Origin of the sequence: Catenulispora yoronensis, assembly GCF_039531695.1 — a bacterium.
GTDB lineage: Bacteria > Actinomycetota > Actinomycetes > Streptomycetales > Catenulisporaceae > Catenulispora > Catenulispora yoronensis.
This window is the reverse complement of the sequence record NZ_BAAAQN010000065.1, coordinates 51,803-68,204: the sequence shown is the minus strand read 5'-3', so window position 1 is coordinate 68,204 and position 16,402 is coordinate 51,803. Positions and strand designations below refer to the sequence as shown.

Below are 16,402 nucleotides of genomic sequence, written 5' to 3'. Positions count from 1 at the left end.
GCGCGGCGCGCATCGCCGGCAGCGGCGCGCGGGCGAAGGAGCGCGGCGCGCAGACCGAGCCGGCCAGCGCGGTGACGGCGGCCGCCGTGCGCCGGGCCTCGAACGCCGCGCCGGTGAGCAGGACCGAGGCGGCCAGCAGCGCATCGGCGTCGCCGGCCGGCGGCTGCTCCTCGGAGTCTTCGGACACTTTCGGGGCGCCGGCGGATCCGTGGCCGGCGGCGCTCGCGATCCGGTTGTCGGGTGCCGCCTGCGGTCGCGGCGGCGCGACGGGGACGGCGTCGCGTTCGCGGGTCGTGGTCATGCGCACTCCGGGAGGCTGGGGGACGACGCGATCAATGACAGGAATATGCCTGGCATGAGGCATTCGGTGTCCTGCCCAGGATCTCGGTCGCGAGCTGCGGAACCCGGAAGGCACGAGAATTCGCGCCGGACGTTCAGCCGTCCGGCGCAGAGCCGGTCGGAAGTGTCGATGCTCCCCGGAAGCTAAGAAGCGACCTTCGTATTTAACTCGGGCCCGAGAGTAAGTCGGTAAGGACTTCAGCCGTGCTGGATGGTGAGAGGGCCTCTATGGAGGCGCGCTCGAGAACTATGAGGTAGGTATCCACGTCAGCGCGCTTGTCCAGTGGCAGTATGCCGGCCAGATGCTCGATGTAGACGGCATCGGGGGTTTCCGGGTCCGCGAACCTCAGAGCCGTGAACGTCGCGGTCACCGTGGTGAGCTCGGTCGAGCGGAACGGTAGCACCTGCACAGTGATCTTTGGTCGGGTCATCATGTGCAACAGCCAGCGAATCTGATCTCGCATGATCTCGACGCTGCCGATATGGCGCTGCAATACGGCTTCGTCGATGATGGCCCACAATCGCGGCGAGTCCGGCTGGAGGAGCGCCTCCTGTCGCTTCCTTTGCCTTGCTATTCGGAGGTCAAGATCTGACCTGTCCAGCCTGGAATTCATTGCTGCGCGTGCGTATTCAGGGGTTTGAAGAAGCGGCGGAATGAGCTGGGTCTCGTAGGTTCGGATCAGTGAGGCGGACCTCTCCTGTTCCATGTAGTCGATGATGTCCCAGGCCGGCTGCCATGCACCCGCATCGGGGGCTTCGGCCGGGAGTTCGGCCTCGACCGCGGCCAGCGCGCGCTCCATCTCCTCGGCCCTGGCGACGGCCTTGTCCCTGGCGGCGAGCGCCAGACGCAGCTGCTCCTCCAGCCGGGCGATCTGCGCGAGCAGCGCACCGCGCTCGTCGACCAGCTGCTGCCGCTGATCGTCGTACAGCGTCAGCGCGGCCTCGGTGTCGAGCCGGTCGGCGGCCCAGGCGGCGGTCAGCTCGCGGTTCCGCATCTCCAGCTCGTGGACCCGGCGCTGCCGGGCGGCGACGGCCTCGCTCAGCGCCAGCACCGTGGTCTCGCTCTGCGCCACGGCGACCTCGGCCAGGTGGGCCCGATCCGTGGCGATCTGGAGGCGGTAGTTCGCGGGGTCGGTGACCCGCAACGCCTCCAGGAGCAGCTCGTGGGTGTGCTCCTGGACCTCGGCCGTGACCGCGGTGCCGCCCGGCAGGGCCGCGACCGCGGCCAGCAGCTCGTTGAGGAACTTCGGCGTCGGCAGCCGCTGCCCGCTCAGGTAGCGGGAGACGGTGCCCGCGTCGTAGTAGTGCAGCGTGGCGAAGCGAACGAGACCTCCGTGGTTCCGCCGTGATGTCCTGGACAGCGCCGCGTAAGCGCCAATCCTCTAGATCATCAGCCTTCTTATTCACCCCAAGGGTAGTAGCGCGGTATGCGCCTTATGGGGAGAACGGCTGCGATTCCAGGCACGGCGGCCGGTATCGGTGTGATGATCATCGCTCTGGCCGGTTGTGGGGGAAGTTCGAAGGGCGGCGCGCCCGGGACCAGCGTCCCGGGGATCGCTGACTCCTCGTCGGCCAGCCCGGCCGGCCCGGTGGGTTCGGCGACCAGCCCGACGTCCGGTTCGACGGCGTCGGGAACGGTTGAGTCGCCGACCTCGTACGGATCCGAGTACGTCATCTACTACGGCAACTGCAAGAACATCCAGAAAGCGTGGACGACCTTCGAGACCTCCTATCACAGCGCCACGACCGACATCGCGAAACAGTCGGCCACCGCGGACGCGGCCGCCGCCATCGCGGTCGCGGCGTACGACTTGTCGAACCATCTGTTGACCAGCAACTGGGAGCACGCGGCGGTCGAGTCGTTGACGACCGACGCGGAGAACTTCACGCAGGACTTCATGACCGTCCAGAAGGATCTGGAGGCGGGTGACGTGGCCGCGGCGGACGCGGCGATCGCGAACAAGCTTCCGGCCGACGAGCACGCCATCGACGTCAACTGCGGGCCGGCGTCCTAGTTCGGCCGGCGGCATGCGGCGTGCGGCGTGCGGCATATGGCGGCGGTCCCGGTGCACACGTCCGGGGCCGCCGTTTGTGCGCGAATCGCCCTCGGGGGAGGGGGCTTCCTGAAACGATGTCGGCGTAACGCAAGTCCGATCGGAGGGGGAGCAGCGCATGTCGCTGGGAGAGGCCGGCAACGCGCCGACGCTGGAGCGGATCGACCTGGAGCTGTCGGATCCGTCGCAGCTGGGATCGGTACGGGACTGGCTGCGCGCGGTACCGGGCATCGAGGTGACGACGACGGCGGGGGAGCCGGGGCCGGGTGAGCTCGGCGGGACGGACACGCTGAGCATCATCGCGAGCAGTGCCGGGTTGATCTCCGCGATCAAGGTCCTGCCGGACATCATTCGGGCGCGGCGGGTGGGCTTCCAGATCAAGACCGAGGTCCGGGGCAAGCCGTTCGAGCTGAACGCGGCCAACGTCGAGGAGCTGCTGCCGGTCCTGGAGCGCCTGCTCGATGAGTGATTCCAGACCGCTGCGGGACTATGGACGTTCCAGGGCGGTTCTGGTCGGGGCCTGGGACTACGCCAACTTCCCGAAGGTTCCGGCTGCGCGCAACAGCCTGGAGCGCATGACGTCGTTGCTGACCGGTCCGTTGTGCGGGTGGCCGGTCGAGCGTGTGGAGACCCTGAGCAACCTCACACGGCGAGGCGACCTCGACGACCGCCTGCTGGAACTGTATGAGGACGTCACCGACGTCGCCCTGTTCTACTTCGTCGGGCACGGAGCACTGTTCGATGACGAGCTCTGCCTGGCCCTGTGCGATTCGCCGCGCGACGGGAATCGCCAGCGCACCATCGGGATCCCGTTCGCCGACGTCCGCAGGGCTCTGAAGGGCTGCCAGGCCGAGACCAAGATCGTGATTCTGGACTGCTGCTATTCCGGTCAGGCGACGGAGGCCCCGAACACGTTGGCGGGCAAGGTCGACGTGATGGCCCGGACGGCCGGCACCGGCGCGTTCACCATGGCCGCCAGCGGCGCCTACACCAAGGCGGAGTTCGATCCGGCGCCCGGCGTGCCCAACCCGCAGACGTTCTTCACGCAGTACCTCGTCGACACGATCGAGGGCGGGATGGAGGAGCACCTCCAAGGCGTCGCGCTCGGACCGTTGTTCACCAGGACCGCGCAGGCGCTGGCCCGGGACAAGAAGCCTGAGCCGACATGTTCGAACCGGGACATGGCCGACCAGTTCGTTCTCGCGCGCAACCGTCGTTTCGTCGCGGGGCCGGCGAAGGCGCCGGTCAAGAGAGCCGAGCGGACCGACCAACTGGTGCTGCACGCCTTCCGCGACCTTGAGCTCGAACTTGGTGGATATGACCGGCAGCAGGTCAAGGCCGAACTCCAGGCGCGGGTGGATGTGATGTCCGATCCCGAACAGAGTTTCACCCTGATGAAGCCGTTCTTCAAGCTCGCGGGCAGGCGTGAGATCGGCTACAGCGTCGAGCAGGTCGACGATTTCATTCTGGATCAGCGGTCGTGGCCGCCCACGTTCGTGCATGCGCTACGCATTCTGTTGGCTGAACGCAAGATCCTTTATGGGGCTGATGGCATTGCTCATCAGGATCTTCATGAGGCGCTCGATCGATGCAAGGTGCAGCATCCTGAGACCCTGCTCGCGGTGATCGAGCGAGACAAGACGAATCAGCTCAAGCTGCGGAAGCGTATGAGCCCCTCTATTCGCCGCATCTTAGAGCCGAAGTCCGGGTGGCGGGCTCGCCGTTCCTACCTGAGACGACTGAAGTCGCAGACTGTTTGGAACAGGGTGCTGTTCACGAATGAGGGAATCTACTTCGACATCGACACGAGAGTGGTGGCGGTCCCGTACGCGGACCTGGAAAACCTGTCAGTTGAGTGGACCACTCGTCGGGACACCTGGTCGGATGATCAGGCTAGTGGATCCTTCGAGGTGCACACTGTGGAGTTCAGGTATCAAGCCAAGGTGACAAAGATGTCCGAGTCTGCCCGCGAACTGGCTGATGTGGTCGAAGAAATACAGTCGATCAAGCGGAGCTACCCGGAGAAGTGAACAGCTCCTCCACGAACCGGTTCCGGAACTTGCCCCGCGGATCGAACCGGCCGAGCAGCCTCCCGAACTCATCAGCCTTCTCATACGTCCTGAGCGCCGCCGCCGGACCGCCCGAGAACACCTTGCCCCAGTGCGGACGCGCGCCCAACGGCAGCAGCGCGTCCTCCACGGCCGCCAGCACCGGCGCCACGGCCGTCCGGTCGGCGGTCCACGTGAAGTGGATGGCGACGCTGTCCCGTTCGTAGCAGGGGCTCAGCCACAGGTCGTCGGCGGCGATGGTGCGGATTTCGGAGACCTGGACCACCGGCGCGATGCGGGGCCCGAGGGCTCGTACCGCGGCGAAGGCTTCGGGGGCGCGGTCGCGGGCGACGAAGAACTCTGATTGGAGTTCTTCGCCGCTGCTGGGTGTGAACCCCGGGCGGAAGTGCGGCAGGCGCTCGTGCCAGGGCCCCGGGGCGCCGAGCTGGGTGGTGCAGTTCTCGGCGTCCAGGCCGGGGATCGGGTGCGCGGGCTGCTGTGCCAGGCGGCCGCCGAGCCAGTCCGCGGCGCGGGGCGGGACGGTGGTGCTGGTGCGCGGCTGCGTGGTGCGGAGCTTCAGCCAGATCGCGGCTGTGTCGGTCCAGTCGGTGAACACGCTGACGCTATAGGCCGCGCCGAAGACCTCGTCGTGGTGTTCGAGGAGGCGATCGAGGGGGACCTGGTTCCACACGTGCTGGGCGACGTCGAACGTCGGCAGCACGTCCACGGTGAGGTGGGTGACGACGCCCAGCGCGCCTAGCGACACCACGGTACCGGCGAAGTCGGGAGTCTCGGCGCGGCTCAGCTCCACGAGGTCGCCCTCCGGCCCGACCATGCGCATTCCGCGCACCTGCGCCGCCAGCCCGTGCAGACGGTTGCCGGAGCCGTGGGTTCCGGTGGCGCACGCACCGGCCAGCGAGATGTGCGGCAGCGAGGGCAGCGTGGGCAGGGCGAATCCGGCCGCGTGCAACCGGGGCGCGAGGTCGGCCAGCCGCATCCCGGCCGAGACCTCGGCGGTGCCGGCGTCGGTGTCGATCTCGACCTCGGCCCGCAGGGCGTCCAGCAGTACCAGGTCGCCGTCGGTGTCGGCGATGCGGTTGAAGGAGTGCCCGGTGCCCAGGACGCGGACCCGGTCGGCGCCGGCGATCACCTCGCGGAGTTCGGGTACTGAGGCGGGACGGTGGATCCGCTCGGCGTGGAAGACGACATTGCCCGCCCAGTTGCGGAGCTGCGCGGTCATCGGTCGAGATCTCCCTGATGGTGGTGCGGTGGTCGTGCCGAGGTGGTGCCGAGGTGGTGCCGAGGTGGTGCTGATCAGATCCGTCATCGTCCTGACTGAGCAGGCGCACCTCACGGTACCGTAGCCCAGTTGATATTCCTGGAGGGCAGGGCGGGCGTGACCACCGGATCCGAGTCCAGCGCCGATCAGCTGGCCCGCAGATTCAACCTCGGCTGCCTGATCGCGCTGCTTCCGCGCGCGGAGCGGGCCGTGGCGCTCCAAGAGCTGATCGACGTCGACCCGCGGTTCTTCCACCTGGGGTACGACCACCCACCGCCGGTGATCGAGAGCGCGGTGGCCGACGGCACGCCCGAAGTGCGGCGGGCCGTGGCACGGGCGACCGGTACCGAGGACGCGCAGGAGCGGCTGTTCGCCATGGACCAGCCGGACATTGACGCGGCCCTGGCCGACAATCCCTACCTGCCCTACGACCTCGCGTGCCGGCTCCGGCTGCGCCGGCCCGCCGTCGTGGCGTCCGGAACCGCCTACAACGCCGACCACCACAGCCGGGCTTTGTGCTCCGGGAACGCCGACCTGGTCGCGGCCGCCCTGATCGATCGGCGCACCGCCTCCTGGGCCCGGCCGCTCCCGCCGACGGTGTGGGCGACCGGGTGGCGGACGGTCCGGCTGGCCAGCGGGGTCGAGCGGGTTCGCGCGGTGCTCGCCGCGTTGCCCGCTGACCTGGCACCGGCAGCCCTGGACGAGGCCACCCGCCAGATCGCCGAGGCCTGTGCCGAGGCCGATCCCGAGCCGTTCCTGAGCACCGCCGAAGACCGCGTCATCGGTACCGCCGCGTTCCTGCGTCGGCTCAGCGCGGTGCGCGAACGCACCGATCAGCGCTTGGGCGAGCAGATCCTCGGCGAGCCCTACGACATCGACTGGTCCCTGGTGTCGGCCGCCGGGCTGGCCGGCCGGATGCCGAAGATGGCGGTGCAGCTGCTGCGGCATCACCAGGAATGCCCGCCGGATGTCGAGTACGTGTTGCGCACCGGCCGTCCCGCGCCGCGTCACCTGAAACAGGGCTCGCTGATACCGAACGCGAATCAGGCCACGAACCTCGCCACGAGCCCGCCGCCCCACCACCCTGCTCCCTACGCGCCGCCGCCTCCCAACCCCGGGCCGCTCGCCGTCGATGACCCACTGGCGGTCCTCGCCACGACCCCCGTCGACAGAGACCTGACCATCGATCACCTATGGGGAGCGCTCGAACTGAAGCTACTCACCGGCGACGCCGTCGTCGCGAACGCCCGTCCGGCCGTCATGGTGAGTTGTTACGCGGGCCAGACCTCGTCCTTCTTCGCGCACGCGACACGGCCCGGCAGCGGCCAGGGCCGACTGAACGCCGCCCTCGTGGCCCATCTGGCCCACTGGGCCGCCGCCGGCCCGCCGGCCCCGGGTCTGTGGCGCGCTGTCAGTGCCCTGCTTCGCACGTGGCCGGGCACGCTGCCGGAACTGTTGGAAGCGGCGGCGGCCGGCCGGGGCTCGCAGTCCGACCGGTGACTCGACGTCAGGCGCTTGTGTGATACGCGACCAGGTTCTTCTTCTCGGCGTCCAGCGCCAAGCCGAAGTACCCGTCGACGACGAGCGGCGCGATGTTCGGCGTGCCGGGCACGTCGGCGCCGGTGGCGGCGTCCAGCATCACCGGCGTGCCGTCGACGGTGCCGTACACGCGGCCGTGCCGGACGGCGGTGACCCGCGGGGCGACCCGGTTCGCGGCGGTGTCAGGGAGCTGCCACAGCACCTTGCCGGTGGCCGGGTCGAACGCGCTGACGGCGGCCGGGCCGGAGGACGCGGCGTCGGTGCAGACCGTGACGGGCGCGGCGTCGTCGAAGCAGGTGGTGAAACGGTGCACGGTGTCCGTGGACACCTGGGACTCGCTGCCGTCCGTCGCGGTGATGACGGCGGTCAGCAGTTTGCCGCGCTCGCTGTCGAAGGCGGTCATCAGGAGCCTGTCCGGGCCGATGGAGGTGCCGCCGACCTGGGAGTAGCGGGTCTTCTCCCACTTCTTCGCGCCGGTGGCGAGGTCCAGGGCGGCGAGCTCGTTGTTGGCCGGGTCCCGCTGCGTCGCGACGAGCAGCTGCTGGGCGCCGGCGTGCAGCAGGGTCGTGCCGTCCTGCCGCCACAGCGGCTTGTTCGCCACGAGGTCGAAGGCGATCGTCTCGACGGCGTCGGACTGGCCGACCTGGAGGATCGCGGTCGTGCCCGTCACGGCGGCGACCGTGACGTGGCCGTAGTCGCGGTAGGAGCTGCCGGCGGCCCCGGCACCGAGCGGGATCTGGACGTCTCCGGCCGCCGCGTGCGTCGCGGCGTCCATCTCCAGGAGCTCGACGATGCCGGTCGCGCCGGTCGTCCCCTGCGCCGGGACGGTGCTGGCGACCGCGCTCAGCACCACTTCGCGGCCGCCGACCGTGGCCAGGACCGGCGCGGCGGCCGCCGGTCCCAGGGTCAGCTGATTCGGGTGCGTGGCCGTCGGATACTTCGCGGACACCGTCGCCAGGACTTTGCCCGAGTCCGGGTCGACGGCCTGGATGCTGCTCCGGCCGCCGACGAAGGCGATCCGGTCCTTGAGCAGCACGGCCGGCGGGGCGGCCAGGACGCCGCCGACGCTGAGCCGCTCCGCGATCGCGTCGGCCGGCAGCGACGGGGTGTCGGGGCTCCGGAAGTCCGACGGCGGGTCGAAGGCCGGCCACTGCTTGGCGGCGGGCGCGGCCGAGGTCGCTGTCGACATCGCCGCCGACGTCTTCTCGGCCGGGGTGTTCGCGCCGCTCCGGCTGTTCCCGCCGCAAGCACTGAGCGGAAGCACGACGGTCGCCGCACACAGCAGTCGGCCGATATCTGTCCACGTACGCAAAGGAACCCCCATGGTCGTCCACTGAGATCCGTTCCCCGACGGATCTTCAGCGGAATGATCGTCGAGAACCCTGACGATCGTCCAATCGGTCCAGGGCGTGCGTCTGTTCGACGGAACACCGGACAGTGGCTAGTTGACCGACCCCATACTCCGGTCGATCTCGTACGCCAGGCTCAACTCCGCCAGATGCCGCGGGTCGGTCAGCGATCGCCCGGTGCGCTCCTCCAGCCGCTTGAGGCGGTAGCGCACGGTGTTGGGGTGGACGTACAGCCGGCGCGCGGCGGCCTCGGCGGAGCCGCCGGTGTCGCGCCAGACGCCGAAGGTCTCCAGCAGTAGCGTGCGGTCCTCCAGCGGCATGTCCTGGAGTCCGGCGAGGATGGTGTCTGCCAGGCGCGGCATGACGTCCGGGGCGCTGGCCACGGCCATGGTCAGCGGGTCGTCGCCGAAGACCACCACGTCGCCCGCGCCGACGGCGCCGCGCAGCGCGATGCGGGCCAGGCGCAGTGCGTTGGAGGTGGTCGTCAGATTGTCGTAGAGCGGGCTGACCCCGACCCGGGCCAGGCCGCCGGAGTCCAGGCCGGCGATCAGCTGGTCGAACTGGTCGCGCGGGCGCGGCAGGCTGGCCACGCCGATCTCGACGTCGTGCATCAGCCGCCAGGCCGAGCCGATGCCCAGGGCGTCGAGCTTGTTCTCGATGCCGGTCAGGGCGTGCTCGCCGATCCCGGCGACGCGGGCGGCGATCACCACGTACGGACCCTGATGCGGCAGCCGCAGCAGGTCCGCGACGTCCCACACCTGCGGCTCGGCCAGACTGCCTTCCAGCAGCGCCTGGACCAGCGCGGAGCGCCGCTGCTCCTGGCTGCGGATCCGGTCCTCCATCTCCGCGCGATAGGTCTCCGACATGGTGGCGGTGAAACCCTGTAATCGCATCCACAGTTCGGAGGAGGCCCGGATCGCGGCGGCCGGGGTGGTGCGGCTGTGCTGGGCCGCGTCCGCGAGCTCCTCCCAGAGGTAGGCGACGGCGATCTGGTAGCCGTCGTAGATCGCGGACATCGGCACGCCTTCGGCGGCGCGGGTCCGTCCGGTGTTCACCGCGGCGTCCGGTCCGGTGTAGGGGACGCCGGCCAGGTCGCCGAAGATGACGCGCACGTGCTCGTGGCAGGAGTGGCGCAGTCCCTCGTAGTCGACGAGGCTGCGGTACGCCGGGATCCGGGCCACCAGGCGCGCGGCCACTCCGTCGCCGAGCTCCACCGCACGGTCGAGCATCACGGTGGCCAGCGCGGCGGTGTCGGCATCGGTCGTCTGCTCCCCACTGACCATGTCGGCAATGCTAATTCGTGATCGGCGATCAAGGGAGCGATTCGGGCGGACCGCGCGCCCGAGTTGTCCGGTCCAGGACTTCCGGCCCGGTCCGCCCGGGCCGCAGGTCCCGCGCCGGCCGTGGCCCTCGGCCCTGATCAAGGACGGCCCGGCGGCGATGCAATAGGGACGCGACGCCCGTGTCGGCCCTGTGCCCCTGCCCCGGATCGGAAGCCCTGGATGAACGCCTTGATACTCGCGCGGTGGCAGTTCGGCATCACCACCGTCTATCACTTCCTGTTCGTGCCGCTGACCATCGGGCTGGCGTTCCTGACCGCCGGGTTGCAGACCGCGTGGGTGCGCACCGGCAATGAGCACTACCTGCGGTCGACGAAGTTCTTCGGCAAGCTGTTCCTGATCAACTTCGCGCTCGGCGTCGCCACCGGCATCGTGCAGGAGTTCCAGTTCGGGATGGCGTGGAGCGAGTACTCCCGGTTCGTCGGCGACGTCTTCGGCGCGCCGCTGGCCATCGAGGGCCTGCTCGCGTTCTTCCTGGAGTCGACGTTCCTGGGCCTGTGGATCTTCGGTTGGGACCGGTTGCCCAAGCGGCTGCACCTGGCCTGCATCTGGCTGGTCGGGATCGGCACGATGCTCTCGGCGTACTTCATCCTGGCGGCGAACGCCTGGATGCAGCACCCGGTCGGCTTCGTGCTGGATCCGGCCACCCGCAGCGCCCGGCTGACCAGCATCTGGGCCGTGCTCACCAACTCCACGGCGGTCGTCGCCTTCGCGCACACCATCGCCGGCGCGTTCCTGGCCGCCGGCGCTCTGCTCATCACGGTTTCGGCCTGGCACCTGCGGCGCGGGCGCAACACCGACACACTGCGGCCGACGCTGCGCCTGGGGCTGTGGACGGTCCTGGCCGCCTGCCTGGCCACCGCGGTCACCGGTGACATCGACGGCAAGATCATGACTGCGCAGCAGCCCATGAAGATGGCCGCCGCCGAGGCGCAGTACCACACCTCGCAGCCCGCCTCCTTCTCCCTGTTCACCATCGGCTCGCTGGACGGCGACTCGGAGGTCTGGTCGGTGCGGGTGCCCGGCGTGCTGTCCTTCCTGGCCACCGGGTCCTTCCACGGCAAGGTCGAAGGGATCGACGACGTCCAGGCCGCCGAAGTCGCCAAGTACGGTCCCGGCACCTACATCCCGGTGGTGCCGGTGACGTACTGGTCCTTCCGCCTGATGATCGGGTTCGGGATGCTGGCCGGCGCGGTCGCGGCCGCCGGGCTGTGGTTCACCCGCCGCGGCCGGACGCCGGGGCCGGAGCGGCGCTGGTTCTGGCGGTCGGCGCTCTGGTCGCTGGCGCTGGCGCCGCTGGCCGCGAGCTTCGGCTGGATCTTCACCGAGATGGGACGCCAGCCGTGGTCGGTGTTCGGGGTGCTGGCCACGCGCGACTCGGTGTCGCCGACGGTCGGCGCCGCCACCGTCGCCACCTCGCTGATCGTGCTCACGGCGCTGTACGGGGTGCTGGCCGTCGTCGAGGTCGGGCTGATGCTGCGGGCCGCCAAGCACGGCCCGGAGCAGCCCGGGTCGGAGGGCGCGGCCGCCGAGGGCGAGCCGCAGCTCGGATTCGCGTACTGACATCCGGCCGGTACGGCACTCGCCCGGTACGACACTCGCCCGGTACGGCATCCGCCCTGTTCGACATCGGCCCCCTACAGAACCGCCGAACGAGGAGACGACGATGAGTCTGCAAGATTTCTGGTTCACCCTGATCGCCGTGCTGTGGTGCGGATACTTCCTGCTGGAGGGGTTCGACTTCGGCGTCGGGACGCTGTTGCACGTCGTGGGCCGGAACGAGGGGGAGCGCCGCGTCCTGCTGCGGACCATCGGGCCGGTCTGGGACGGCAACGAGGTCTGGCTGCTGGTCGCCGGCGGCGCCACGTTCGCCGCGTTCCCGCTCTGGTACGCCACCCTGTTCAGCGGCTTCTACCTGGCGCTGCTGCTGATCCTGGTCGCGCTGATCGTCAGGGTGCTGGCCATCGAGTACCGGAACAAGGAGGTCGACCCGGTCTGGCGCCGCCGCTGGGACCAGGTGCACACCGCGTCCGCGGCCGTGCCCGCGCTGCTGTGGGGCGTGGCGTTCGCGAACATCGTGCACGGTGTGCCGATCGACGCCGACCACCACTACACCGGCTCGTTCTTCACCCTGCTCAACCCCTACGCGCTGCTCGGCGGCCTGACCACGCTGAGCGTGTTCACGCTGCACGGCGCGGTGTTCCTGGCCCTGAAGACCACCGGTGAGCTGCGGCAGCGGGCCCGCGCGGTGGCGTTGCGGGTGGGTCCGGCCGCCGCCGTCCTCGCGGTGCTGTTCCTGGTGTGGACGCAGGCTGACAAGGGCACGGCCGCCAGCGCGGCGACGGCGGTCCTCGCGGCCGTGGCACTGTCCGCAGGACTGGTCGCGACGCTCAAGAACCGGGACGGCTGGGCGTTCGTCGGCACCGGCACGGCGATCGTCGCCACCACGGCGACGCTGTTTCTCGCGCTGCACCCGGACGTGATGCCGTCCACGACCTCGCCCGCGTACAGCCTGACCGTGGCCAATGCCTCCTCCAGCCACTACACGCTGACCGTGATGAGCTGGGTGGCGGTCGCGTTCACGCCGCTGGTGCTGCTGTATCAGGGCTGGACGTACTGGGTGTTCCGGGCCCGGATCAGCGGTGGGGACGCGCTGCCGCCGATCCTTCGGACGAAGGGTGATGCGAAGGGCGGTGCGAAAGGTAGTACGAAGGGCGGGCCGGGAAGTGCTTCCGGCGGTGCGCCCGAGGGCGCCGTCGACGGTCCTGCTTCGGGCCCGCAGCCGGGGACGAGCCCGGCATGAAGCCCGTCGACCCCCGCCTGGTGCGCCGCGCCGCGCCGGTCCGCGTGCTGCTGGCCGCGCTGACCGGGCTCGGCGTGGCCGACGCCGCGTTGCTGCTGGTCCAGGCGACGCTGCTGGCCGACCTGGTGTCGCGGCTGGTCCTGGCGCCGCACGCGACGGCATCCTTCGTCGCGCCGGTGGCCGGGCTGATCGCCGCGAGCGCCGGGCGCGCGCTGGTCGCCTGGGTCCGCGAGGTGTGCGCGGCGCGCACCGGCAGCCGGGTCAAGGCCCTGCTCCGGCTGGACCTGCTGCGCCGGCTGGCCGCCGGGCCGGCCCGCGCCGCCGACCGGGAGCGCACCGGCGAACTGGCGACGCTGGCCACCCGCGGGGTCGACGCGCTCGACGGCTACTTCGCCCGCTACCTGCCGCAGCTGGTCCTGGCCTGCGTGGTCCCGGTGGTGGTCGGCGCCCGGATCCTGGCGGCCGATCCGCTCTCGGCGCTCATCGTCGGGGCCACGGTGCCGTTGATCCCGCTGTTCATGGTGCTGGTCGGGCTGAAGACGCGGGACCACATGGCCCGGCGTTGGCAGTCCTTGGAGCGGCTCGGCGGCCACTTCCTGGAGGTCGTCGCCGGTCTTCCGACACTGGTCGCGTTCGGCCGGGCAAAGAAGCAGAGCACTGCGATACGACGCGCGGCAGATGCGCACCGGCGCGCGACGATGCGGACATTGCGCGTCGCGTTCCTGTCCTCGCTGGTGCTGGAGCTTATCGCGATGCTGTCGGTCGCGCTGGTCGCCGTCACCATCGGCCTGCGGCTGGCCGGCGGCCACCTGGACCTGCGCACCGGGTTATTGGTGCTGATCTGCGCGCCGGAGGTGTATCTGCCGCTTCGGCAGGTCGGGGCGCGGTACCACGAGGCGGCCGAGGGGCTCGCGGTGGCGGACCGGCTGCTCGGGGAGGCCCGGCAGGCCGGGGACGCCGGGGCGGTGGAAGCAGTCGGGCTCGGCGCCGAGCTCCGGCTGGAAGACGTGCGCGTCGGCCGCGCCGACGGCCGGAACGGTGTCGCACTCAACCTGGTCGCGGCGCCCGGGAAGGTGACCGGCCTGATCGGACCCAGCGGCGTCGGCAAGAGCACGCTCATCCACGTGCTGCTGGGATTCGACCGCCCGACCAGCGGCCGGGTGACGGTCGGCGGCGTGGACCTGGCCGACGCGGACCTCGACCGCTGGCGGGCCCAGATCGCGTGGCTGCCGCAGCATCCGGTGTTGACCGGCGCCACGGTCGCGGAGGCGATCCGCCTCGGTGCGACCAATGAGAACACTGACATAGAGGAGGCTGCGCGCGCCGCGGGGATCGACTTCCCGCTCGACACGCCGCTGGGGCGGGACGGTACCGCGCTGTCCGGCGGGCAGGCGCGACGGGTCGCGCTGGCCCGGGCGATGCTGCGCGACGCCCCGATCGTGCTGCTCGACGAGCCCACGGAGCACTTGGACCCGGAGAACGAACGGATAGTCACGGCCGCTCTGAGTCGCTGGCTGCCGGGCCGGACGACAGTGTTGATCACCCATCGCCCGACGCTGTTGGAACTCTGTGACACGGTGGTCCGGCTCGAACGCGATTCGACGGCGGCGGAGGCCAAGACTGGTGGCGAGCCCGTCCTCGATGCCAAGCAAAATGTCGGCCTGGCAGCTGACTCAATACCCGACGATGTGAAGGCAAGTCCTGCGGGACACGTCCCCCTCCACCTCCGCCGCCGCATCATCCTCGCCGTCGTCCTCGGCTGCGCCGCCGCCCTGTCCTCCGTCGGCCTGGCCGCCTCCTCCGCCTGGCTGATCTCCGAGGCCGCGCTGCGTCCACCGCTGCTGACCCTCCAGGTCGGCATCGCCGCGGTCCAGGCCTTCGGGTTCGGGCGCGCGACGCTGCGCTACGCCGAGCGCCTCGCCGGGCACGATGCCACCCTGCGCCTGCTCGCCGAGCTGCGGGTCCGTGTCTTCCAGGGCCTGCTGCGGCGCGCGCCGGCCGGGATGTCCGGTGTGCGCGGCGGCGATCTGCTCGCGACGCTCACCGCCGATGTCGACGCCGTCCAGGACCTGTTCCTCAAGGTGCTGCTTCCGGCGGCCGCGGCCGGGCTGACCGTGTCAGGGCTCGTTCTCTTCGATGCGCTCACCATCCCCGCTGCCGCGCTGATCCTCGCGCTCGGCGCCGCCGTCGCCGGGATCGTCGCGCCGCTGCTCACCCGCGCGGCCGCCCGGCAGGCTGAAGCCCGGACCCAGAGTGCCCGCGCGCAGCTGAGCGATGACGTCGTCGACACCTTGGCGGCCCTGCCCGACGTCATCGCGTACGGTGCGGCGCCGCAGCGTCTGGCCGACATCGCCGGCGATGACACGCGCCTCGCCGCCCTCGAACGGCGCGGGGCGCTCGCCGGCGGCCTCGGCGCGGCGCTCGGCACGCTCGCCTCCGGCGTGACGACCGCGCTGCTCGCGGCCGTCGCTCTCGGAGCGGTCGACGCCGGACAGGTCTCCGGCCCGCTCGCGGCGGCCGTGGTGCTGGCCGCGCTGGCGATGTTCGAGACGCTGGCCGTGCTGCCCGACGCGGCGCGCGCCGCCGATCGCGGCCGGGCGGCCTGGGCCCGGTTGCAGGGGATCGCGGACGCGCCGCCGTTGGTGCCGGTGCCGGACGCGCCGGTCCCGGTGCGGTGGGGGCCGGACTCAGTGCTCGCATTCGATCACGTGGACGGCCGCTGGCCCGGCGCGGATCGGCTCGCGGTCCGCGACGTGTCGTTCCGGCTGCGGGCCGGCGAGCACCTTCTGCTGACCGGACCCAGCGGCGCGGGCAAGTCCACGATCGCCGCCCTCGCCGCCCGCGGGCTGGATCCGGTGGCCGGGACGGTTCGCGTCGACGGTGTGGACCTGCGGGCCGCCGACCCGGACCGGGTGCGCGACGTCGTCGTGGTCTGCGATCAGGACGCCCATCTGTTCGACACCACGGTGGCCGAGAACCTGCGCGTCGGCCTGCCCGACGCCTCCGAGGCCGAGCTGTGGCGGGTGCTGACGCTGGTCGGTCTGGACCGGTGGGCCGCCGCGCTCCCGGCGGGGCTGGCGACCCCGGTCGGGCAGCTCGGCGACGCCGTCTCCGGCGGTGAGCGCCGTCGGCTGGCGCTGGCCCGGACGCTGCTCAGTCCGGCGCCGGTGGTCGTCCTCGACGAGCCCACGGCCCATCTGGACGCTGATACGGCCCGCCTCGTCGAAGCGAACCTGGCCCGGGAGCTGCGGCATCGGACGGTGCTGCGGATCGGCCACGACGGCGTACGCCATGACGCGGTGACTCGATTCGTGCCGATATTGCGGGCTTCGACCCCTGACGCAACCAGTCTGCGCGGAGCATCCTGAGTAGGGGAGTAGCTGAAGCGTGAGGGAGGGCGAAAGGGATGAAGCGTGAGGAGTTGTGGCTGGGGTTGCTCATCGCCCTGGTGCTCGTGGGGTGGATGCTGAGAGGACAGGCGCCGAATTCGTCCTCGCCGCCGCCGACCCCGGTTCCGGCGGTGGCGACCCGCTGACCAGCCGTTCGGCGAGCCGTGAGGCGGGCGGTTCGCCGGACTGCCGGCTCCAGGAGGGGCCGACCCCCCGACGGAGGGTCGGCCCCGGTTCAGAGCTTTGTCAGTTCATCTCGCGC

General features: G+C 70.7%; 13 protein-coding genes. 8 read left to right on the top strand and 5 right to left on the bottom strand.

Annotated elements, in window-relative coordinates; translation table 11 throughout:
- Both ABD481_RS37985 and ABD481_RS37980 read right to left on the bottom strand, forming a co-directional pair.
- The coding region (locus ABD481_RS37985; RefSeq protein ID WP_344670715.1) for a hypothetical protein at window positions 1–301 on the bottom strand (301 nt) is incomplete at its 3' end.
- Window positions 302–503: 202 nt separating this feature from the next.
- Window positions 504–1,484, bottom strand: a complete 981-nt coding sequence (locus ABD481_RS37980; RefSeq protein WP_344670714.1) for a DUF5753 domain-containing protein — start codon at window positions 1,482–1,484, stop codon at window positions 504–506.
- A 339-nt stretch (window positions 1,485–1,823) separates the two neighbouring features.
- On the opposite strand from ABD481_RS37980, the gene ABD481_RS37975 reads away from it, so the two are divergent.
- The 3 genes from ABD481_RS37975 (at window position 1,824) to ABD481_RS37965 (ending at window position 4,423) form a co-directional block, all read left to right on the top strand.
- Window positions 1,824–2,354, top strand: a complete 531-nt coding sequence (locus tag ABD481_RS37975) for a hypothetical protein (RefSeq protein ID WP_344670713.1) — start codon at window positions 1,824–1,826, stop codon at window positions 2,352–2,354.
- Between the two features lie 157 nt (window positions 2,355–2,511).
- Window positions 2,512–2,862: an effector-associated constant component EACC1 gene (locus ABD481_RS37970; RefSeq protein ID WP_344670712.1), complete on the top strand. Its 351-nt coding sequence runs from the start codon at window positions 2,512–2,514 to the stop codon at window positions 2,860–2,862.
- The gene (locus tag ABD481_RS37965) at window positions 2,855–4,423 is read left to right on the top strand and encodes a caspase family protein (RefSeq protein WP_344670711.1); all 1,569 of its coding nucleotides are present in this window, start codon (window positions 2,855–2,857) and stop codon (window positions 4,421–4,423) included. Before ABD481_RS37970 ends, ABD481_RS37965 begins: the two co-directional genes overlap by 8 nt.
- On the opposite strand, the gene ABD481_RS37960 is transcribed toward ABD481_RS37965, so the two are convergent.
- On the bottom strand, window positions 4,398–5,681 hold the full coding sequence (locus ABD481_RS37960) for an FAD-binding protein (protein WP_344670710.1): 1,284 nt from the start codon (window positions 5,679–5,681) through the stop codon (window positions 4,398–4,400). The two genes, ABD481_RS37965 and ABD481_RS37960, sit on opposite strands and share 26 nt — an antisense overlap.
- 129 nt (window positions 5,682–5,810) lie before the next feature.
- On the opposite strand from ABD481_RS37960, the gene ABD481_RS37955 reads away from it, so the two are divergent.
- Window positions 5,811–7,220 carry a hypothetical protein gene (locus ABD481_RS37955; protein WP_344670709.1) on the top strand — a complete coding sequence of 470 codons (1,410 nt, stop codon included), beginning with the start codon at window positions 5,811–5,813 and terminating at the stop codon, window positions 7,218–7,220.
- Between the two features lie 7 nt (window positions 7,221–7,227).
- Here ABD481_RS37955 and ABD481_RS37950 read toward each other — a convergent pair whose 3' ends face one another.
- Both ABD481_RS37950 and ABD481_RS37945 read right to left on the bottom strand, forming a co-directional pair.
- Window positions 7,228–8,571 carry a PQQ-binding-like beta-propeller repeat protein gene (locus ABD481_RS37950; protein ID WP_344670708.1) on the bottom strand — a complete coding sequence of 448 codons (1,344 nt, stop codon included), beginning with the start codon at window positions 8,569–8,571 and terminating at the stop codon, window positions 7,228–7,230.
- A gap of 129 nt (window positions 8,572–8,700) precedes the next feature.
- Complete coding sequence (locus tag ABD481_RS37945; RefSeq protein ID WP_344670707.1) at window positions 8,701–9,891, bottom strand: PucR family transcriptional regulator; 1,191 nt, start codon at window positions 9,889–9,891, stop codon at window positions 8,701–8,703.
- 219 nt (window positions 9,892–10,110) lie between these two features.
- On the opposite strand from ABD481_RS37945, the gene ABD481_RS37940 reads away from it, so the two are divergent.
- From ABD481_RS37940 to ABD481_RS37925, 4 genes are all read left to right on the top strand, one after another.
- Complete coding sequence (locus ABD481_RS37940) at window positions 10,111–11,511, top strand: cytochrome ubiquinol oxidase subunit I (RefSeq protein ID WP_344670706.1); 1,401 nt, start codon at window positions 10,111–10,113, stop codon at window positions 11,509–11,511.
- A 103-nt stretch (window positions 11,512–11,614) separates the two neighbouring features.
- Window positions 11,615–12,751: a cytochrome d ubiquinol oxidase subunit II gene (gene cydB, locus ABD481_RS37935; RefSeq protein WP_344670705.1), complete on the top strand. Its 1,137-nt coding sequence runs from the start codon at window positions 11,615–11,617 to the stop codon at window positions 12,749–12,751.
- The gene (gene cydD / locus ABD481_RS37930) at window positions 12,748–16,119 is read left to right on the top strand and encodes a thiol reductant ABC exporter subunit CydD (RefSeq protein ID WP_344670704.1); all 3,372 of its coding nucleotides are present in this window, start codon (window positions 12,748–12,750) and stop codon (window positions 16,117–16,119) included. The genes cydB and cydD overlap by 4 nt, the downstream gene beginning before the upstream one ends.
- Before the next feature lie 38 nt (window positions 16,120–16,157).
- Entirely contained in the window at window positions 16,158–16,286 is a 129-nt protein-coding gene (locus tag ABD481_RS37925) for a hypothetical protein (protein WP_344670703.1), read from the top strand.
- Window positions 16,287–16,402: the final 116 nt, after the last annotated feature.